This is a genomic window from Streptomyces sp. B1866 (genome assembly GCF_031932565.1).
GTDB lineage: Bacteria > Actinomycetota > Actinomycetes > Streptomycetales > Streptomycetaceae > Streptomyces.
In genome coordinates, this window is record NZ_JAVSCF010000347.1 from 1 (window position 1) to 5,266 (window position 5,266).

At 75.6% G+C, this 5,266-nt stretch carries 5 protein-coding genes; 1 reads left to right on the top strand and 4 read right to left on the bottom strand.

The annotated features are described in order from the left end of the window. Positions 1-54: 54 nt before the first annotated feature. The 4 genes from RKE29_RS27685 to afsQ1 form a co-directional block, all read right to left on the bottom strand. Positions 55-624 (bottom strand): VanZ family protein, encoded by a 570-nt coding sequence (locus RKE29_RS27685; RefSeq protein WP_312008417.1) that lies wholly within the window; start codon positions 622-624, stop codon positions 55-57. A gap of 308 nt (positions 625-932) precedes the next feature. Continuing rightward, positions 933-1,457 carry a hypothetical protein gene (locus tag RKE29_RS27690; RefSeq protein ID WP_312008418.1) on the bottom strand — a complete coding sequence of 175 codons (525 nt, stop codon included), beginning with the start codon at positions 1,455-1,457 and terminating at the stop codon, positions 933-935. A gap of 206 nt (positions 1,458-1,663) precedes the next feature. After that, on the bottom strand, positions 1,664-3,367 hold the full coding sequence (locus RKE29_RS27695) for a HAMP domain-containing sensor histidine kinase (protein ID WP_312008421.1): 1,704 nt from the start codon (positions 3,365-3,367) through the stop codon (positions 1,664-1,666). A 65-nt stretch (positions 3,368-3,432) separates the two neighbouring features. After that, positions 3,433-4,110, bottom strand: a complete 678-nt coding sequence (gene afsQ1, locus RKE29_RS27700; protein WP_312008419.1) for a two-component system response regulator AfsQ1 — start codon at positions 4,108-4,110, stop codon at positions 3,433-3,435. A 191-nt stretch (positions 4,111-4,301) separates the two neighbouring features. Between afsQ1 and RKE29_RS27705 the strand changes: the two genes are divergently transcribed. Further along, positions 4,302-5,030 (top strand): SigE family RNA polymerase sigma factor, encoded by a 729-nt coding sequence (locus RKE29_RS27705; protein WP_312008420.1) that lies wholly within the window; start codon positions 4,302-4,304, stop codon positions 5,028-5,030. Positions 5,031-5,266: the final 236 nt, after the last annotated feature.

The window sequence follows — 5,266 nt, forward strand, 5'->3', positions numbered from 1 at the left end:
CCCCGGGCCTGCCGCGGGCGAAGCGAGCGGCAGCGAAGCCACGGCCCGCGCGGCCTACGGAGCCGTCCCCACCCGGCGGATCGGCGCGGCCACCGGCCGCTCGCCCTCCCCCCGCGCTCCGGCCCCCGCGCCGCGCGCGGCCCCGGCGGTGCGCTCCCGGTCGTCCCGGCGGCGCAGCACGGCCCGCGCGGCCGGGACCACCGCCAGGTAGGCGAGCGCCACGCCCGCCGTGTTCAGCAGCACCGCGTCCAGGCTGATGGCCTGGCCGGTCCGCCCGCCGCGCGCCAGCTCCACCACGAGCGAGACCATCGCGCCGGCGGACGTCGTACGGGCCAGCGACATCAGCTCCGACACCTCGATCCGCCCCGCCGCCAGCGGCAGCAGCACCCCCAGGGGCGCGAGCAGCAGCAGCCCGCGCCCGAGGTGCCGGACGGCCGCCCACGGGCCCAGGGCCAGGTCGGCGCGGATGGTCCCCAGCGGCTCCGGCGGCGTCGCGGTCACCCACAGGGCGGTCAGCGGGCGCAAGGTCAGCCACAGCACGAACGTCAGGTGGGCGACAAGGAGGACGACACCCGCGGCGCGGAAGCCGAGGGCCGCCCTGCGGCCGGAACCATGACCTTGCACGCCTGTCGAGACGCCACGCGCGGGGCGGTCGGTTCCTCACGCACGCGCCCACGCGTCCCGCGAGCCCGCGCGGCCACCCCCTCACCTCCGGGCGGCCGCGGCCCGCTCACGCAAGCCCACCGAAACCCCGGCAGCCCCCGCAACCCCATAGACCCCTCAGCCCCCACAGACCCGTCAGACCCCGAAGCACCGTCCCGGCGCGGCGCGGCACGGCGGGGCGGGGCGGGGCGGGGCGGGGCGGGGCGGGGCGGGGCGGGGCGGGGCGGCCCAAGGTGCACGGCCCGCATCCCCGGGGAGCCGCCGCCCGGTCAGTGCGCCTCGACGCCGGACCCCACCGCGCTGCCGGGCCGGTCGCGCAACTCGTCGGTGCACGCGTACGACCTGACCGGGTCGGCGTCCGGATCCGGACCGGCCAGCATCACCTTCGCCCGTCCCCTGGTCGCCCGGGTGTCGGCGTACGTGCAGATGATCTGCGCCAGCGCGCCGGGCAGCAGCTCCGCGGGCGCGACGCTCAGCCGCAGCGTGCCGTCCGGGTCGCCCTGGGCGGGCCGGGACACCGTCAGCGTGTCGCTGACCGCGGAGGTGAACCCGGCGTCGGCCTCCTCCCGCGACGTCTGCTGAAGCTGCTCCAGCAGCGCGGCGGCCACCTGGTCCGGGGTCGGTTTCATCGAGGGCCGCAGGTTGTCCGCCAGCCGCACGGCCCGGGTCACCGCCCGCAGCCGCGAGGTGCACAGCAGGTAGATCCGTACCGAGACGCGGCCCGGGCCCTGCGTGGTCCGCCCGCCGCCGGGCGCCGCGCACGAGGCGCGGGTGGGCGCGGCCCCGGCGTCCACGGGTACGGACGTGGCGCGGATGCCGCAGGCGGCTGAGCCGAGGGCGAGCAGCGCGGCGACCGCCGCGAGCCCCGCCCGGCGCCGGGCACCCGCCCCGCCCGTCCTCTCCCGGCTCGTCCTCTCCCGGCTCGTCCGTTCCGGGCGCGGCCGCTGCCGGCTCGTCCGCGTGGCGGGCGGCGCCCCCGCCGGGCGTGCCGGACGGCGCCTCATCGCGCGCTCGCCTCCCTCTCGCCGTGGTTCCCGTCCGCGGCCCCGTCCCCGCCGCCGGCCCCCGTCCCGGAGCCCCCAGCGCCACCAGCGTCCCCGGAGGGCGCCCCGGCAGCCCCGGAGCCCCCAGCGCCACCAGAACCCCCGGAGCCCGCCCCGGAGCCCCCGGAAGCCAGGGAGCCCCCAGCGCCCCCGGACCCCGTCTGCCGCGCCCCGTCGCCCGTCCTGTCCCGCCCCGCGCCGTCCTCGCCCGCGGCCAGCGGCGAGGCGTCCATCGGCAGCCGCAGGGTGAACACGGCCCCGCCCTCCGGGTCGTTCGACGCGGTGATGTCGCCGCCGTGGATGTGCGCGTTCTCGCGCGCGATCGACAGGCCGAGCCCGCTGCCCTCCGACCGGGGCCGGGACGCGCTCGCCTTGTAGAAGCGGTCGAAGACGTGCGGGAGCACGTCCTGCGGGATGCCCGGCCCGTGGTCGCGCACCCGGACCACCAGCTCGTCGGTGTGGACGTCGATGCGCACCGACACCCGTACCGGCGACCCGCCGTGCTTGATCGCGTTGCCGATGAGGTTGGCCAGGATGACGTCCAGCCGCCGGGGGTCGAGCCGGGCGACGATCCCGCGCGGGGCGTCGAGTTCCACGGCGTCCATCCAGGCCCGTACGTCCAGGCAGGCGGTGACCTGGTCGGCCACGTCCACGTCGTCCAGCACCAGGCGGGCGGTGCCCGCGTCGAAGCGGGTCACCTCCATCAGGTTCTCCACCAGGTCGTTCAGCCGCCGGGTCTCGCTGACCACGAGCTGCACGGCGGGCGCGATCATCGGGTCGAGGGAGCCGACCTCCTCCTCCAGCACCTCGGTGACCGCCGTGATCGCGGTGAGCGGCGTGCGCAGCTCGTGCGACATGTCGGCGACGAACCGGCGGCTCGCGGACTCGCGCGCGCTCAGCTCCGCCACCCGCCGCTCCAGGCGCTCGGCGGTCTGGTTGAAGGTCTGCGACAGGTTGGCCAGCTCGTCGGATCCGGACACGTGCAGCCGGGTGTCCAGCTGCCCCTCGCCGAGCCGCTTGGCCGCCTCGCCGAGCCGCTGCACGGGCCGCAGCACCGTGGACGCGGCGGCCTGCGCGAGCAGCGCGGAGCCGACGAGCGCGAGCGCGGTGGCGATGCCCAGCGACCAGGCCAGCGACTCCAGGTCCTGCCGCTCGTTCTCCAGGGACTTCAGCAGGTAGCCGGTGGGCCCGCCGCCGACCATCCGCGCGCCGCCGACCAGGTACGGGGTGCCGTCCCGGGTGACGCGCTGCCAGTACACGTGGTACGGGGCGCCGCCCCGGCCGCCGGTGTCGCGCCGCTCGTCCACCGCCCGCCGCAGCGCCTTCGGCACGGCGTCGAACGGGAACTCCTCCGCGTCCGAGGACACCATGCAGGGCCGGCCGTCCGCGTCCCTGGCCGTCAGCACCACCTGGAACTTCTGCGTGGTGCGCGCCATCCGGTCCGCCGCGTCCTGGAGCGCGGGGCAGCTGGGCGCGGCGGGCAGGGCGTCGGTGTCCTCCTTCAGCGAGTCGCGGAACTCGTCCAGCGCCGCGTTCTGCGTACGGGTCAGCACGGCGTCGCGGTTGAGCCAGTACGCGATGGCCGACGCGGACACGGCGGCGGCCAGGGCGACCAGGGCGAAGACGAGCACGAGCCGCAGCCGCAGGCTGAGCCGCTGCAACAGCCCCGCGGGCCCGCCGCGCGGCCGGCCGGCCTCCTCCCCGCCCGCCCGGTCGTGCTCCGGGCTCACTGCGGCGAATCCAGCCGGTACCCCACGCCGCGGACCGTACGGATCAGCGTGGGCGACGACGGCACGTCCTCCACCTTGGCGCGCAGCCGCTGCACGCAGGCGTCCACCAGGCGCGAGTCGCCGAGGTAGTCGTGCTCCCACACCAGGCGCAGCAGCTGCTGCCGGGACAGCGCCTGCCCCGGCCGGCGGCTCAGCTCCAGCAGCAGCCGCAGCTCGGTCGGGGTGAGCTGGAGTTCCTGGCCGTTCTTCGTCACGATCATCGCGGAGCGGTCGATGACCAGGTTGCCGAAGGCCGCCGAGTCGTTGGACTCCCGCTCCCCGCGGCGCAGCACCGCGCGGATGCGCGCGTCCAGCACCCGGCCCTGTACGGGCTTGACCACGTAGTCGTCCGCGCCGGACTCCAGTCCCACCACGACGTCGATGTCGTCGCTGCGCGCGGTCAGCAGGATGATCGGCAGCTGGTCGGTGCGTCTGATACGGCGGCAGACCTCGAACCCGTCGATGCCGGGCAGCATCACGTCGAGCACGATCAGGTCGGGCCGCTGCTCACGCAGCAGTTTCAGGCCGTCCTCGCCCGTCGCCGCCGTCGCCACACGGTGACCCTGGCGCGTCAGGGAGAGCTCCAGGGCCGTGCGAATGGCGTCATCGTCCTCGATCAGCAACAGGAAAGGCACGACGGTCATTCTGGCCTACAAGGGGCCTGGAGTTCGACCGGCGGGAACGGTTCGGTGCCGCGGTCCGCTGTGACGAGCCTGTGACAGTCGACGGACACCGCGATGAAACTGGCTCGGCAGGCTTTTCCCTGCACCGGGAGGACGGGGCCCGGCAGCAGCGGACGAGCAGGCTCCACCGACGGGGGCGCGAGATGAGCACACTGCACCACACCAGCGGGACCAGCGCGGCCGTTCGCACCCGCCTGCACGAGATGTCCGGTGCCGTGAGCGGGCGGGGGTGCGCTCGCGGCACCGGGCGTGGACGGCACGCCTACATGGTGGCCGTCGACGCGAAGAGGCCCGACGGGGGAATCGGGGGAGGAGCGTACGGGGAGGCACCGGGGGAGCGGCGGGCGGCATCGGAGGCGGAGTTCACCGCCTACGTCCGCGAGCGCCGCGCCTCCCTGTACGCCACCGCCTACCACCTGACCGGCGACCGGTTCGAGGCCGAGGACCTGCTGCAGAGCGCGCTGCTGTCGACGTACCGGGCCTGGGACCGGATCAGCGACAAGGCGGCCGTCGGCGGCTACCTGCGGCGCACCATGACCAACCTGCACATCAGCGCGTGGCGGCGGCGCAAGCTCAACGAGTACCCGACCGAGGAACTGCCGGAGACGGCGGGCGAGACGGACGCCATGCGCGGCACCGAACTCCGCGCCGTCCTGTGGCAGGCGCTGGCCCGGCTGCCCGAACTCCAGCGCACGATGCTCGTGCTGCGCTACTACGAGGGCCGGACAGACCCGGAGATAGCCGACATTCTCAACATCAGCGTCGGAACGGTGAAAAGCGGCATCTGGCGCTCGCTGCGCCGGCTGCGCGAGGACGACGTCCTCAGCTTCGGCCGGGACGAGGAGGAGTCCTTCGTGGAACTGGTCGCCTGAAACGGGCGTCCGGCTCCCACGGGGGAGGCCCGGGGCGCGGCGGCCGGGGGGACCGGCCGCGCTCCGGGCAGACGGGGGGAACGGGGAACGGGGGAACGGGAAACCGGGAGACGGGGGTTCACGGGGGATTCCCGGCGATGGGGGGGAACGGGGGACGGAGCGGGGCCGGACGGCGGGGGACCGTCCGGCCCCGCTTCCGCGCCCCGAACCCCTAGATGATCAATTCCAAGGGGTCC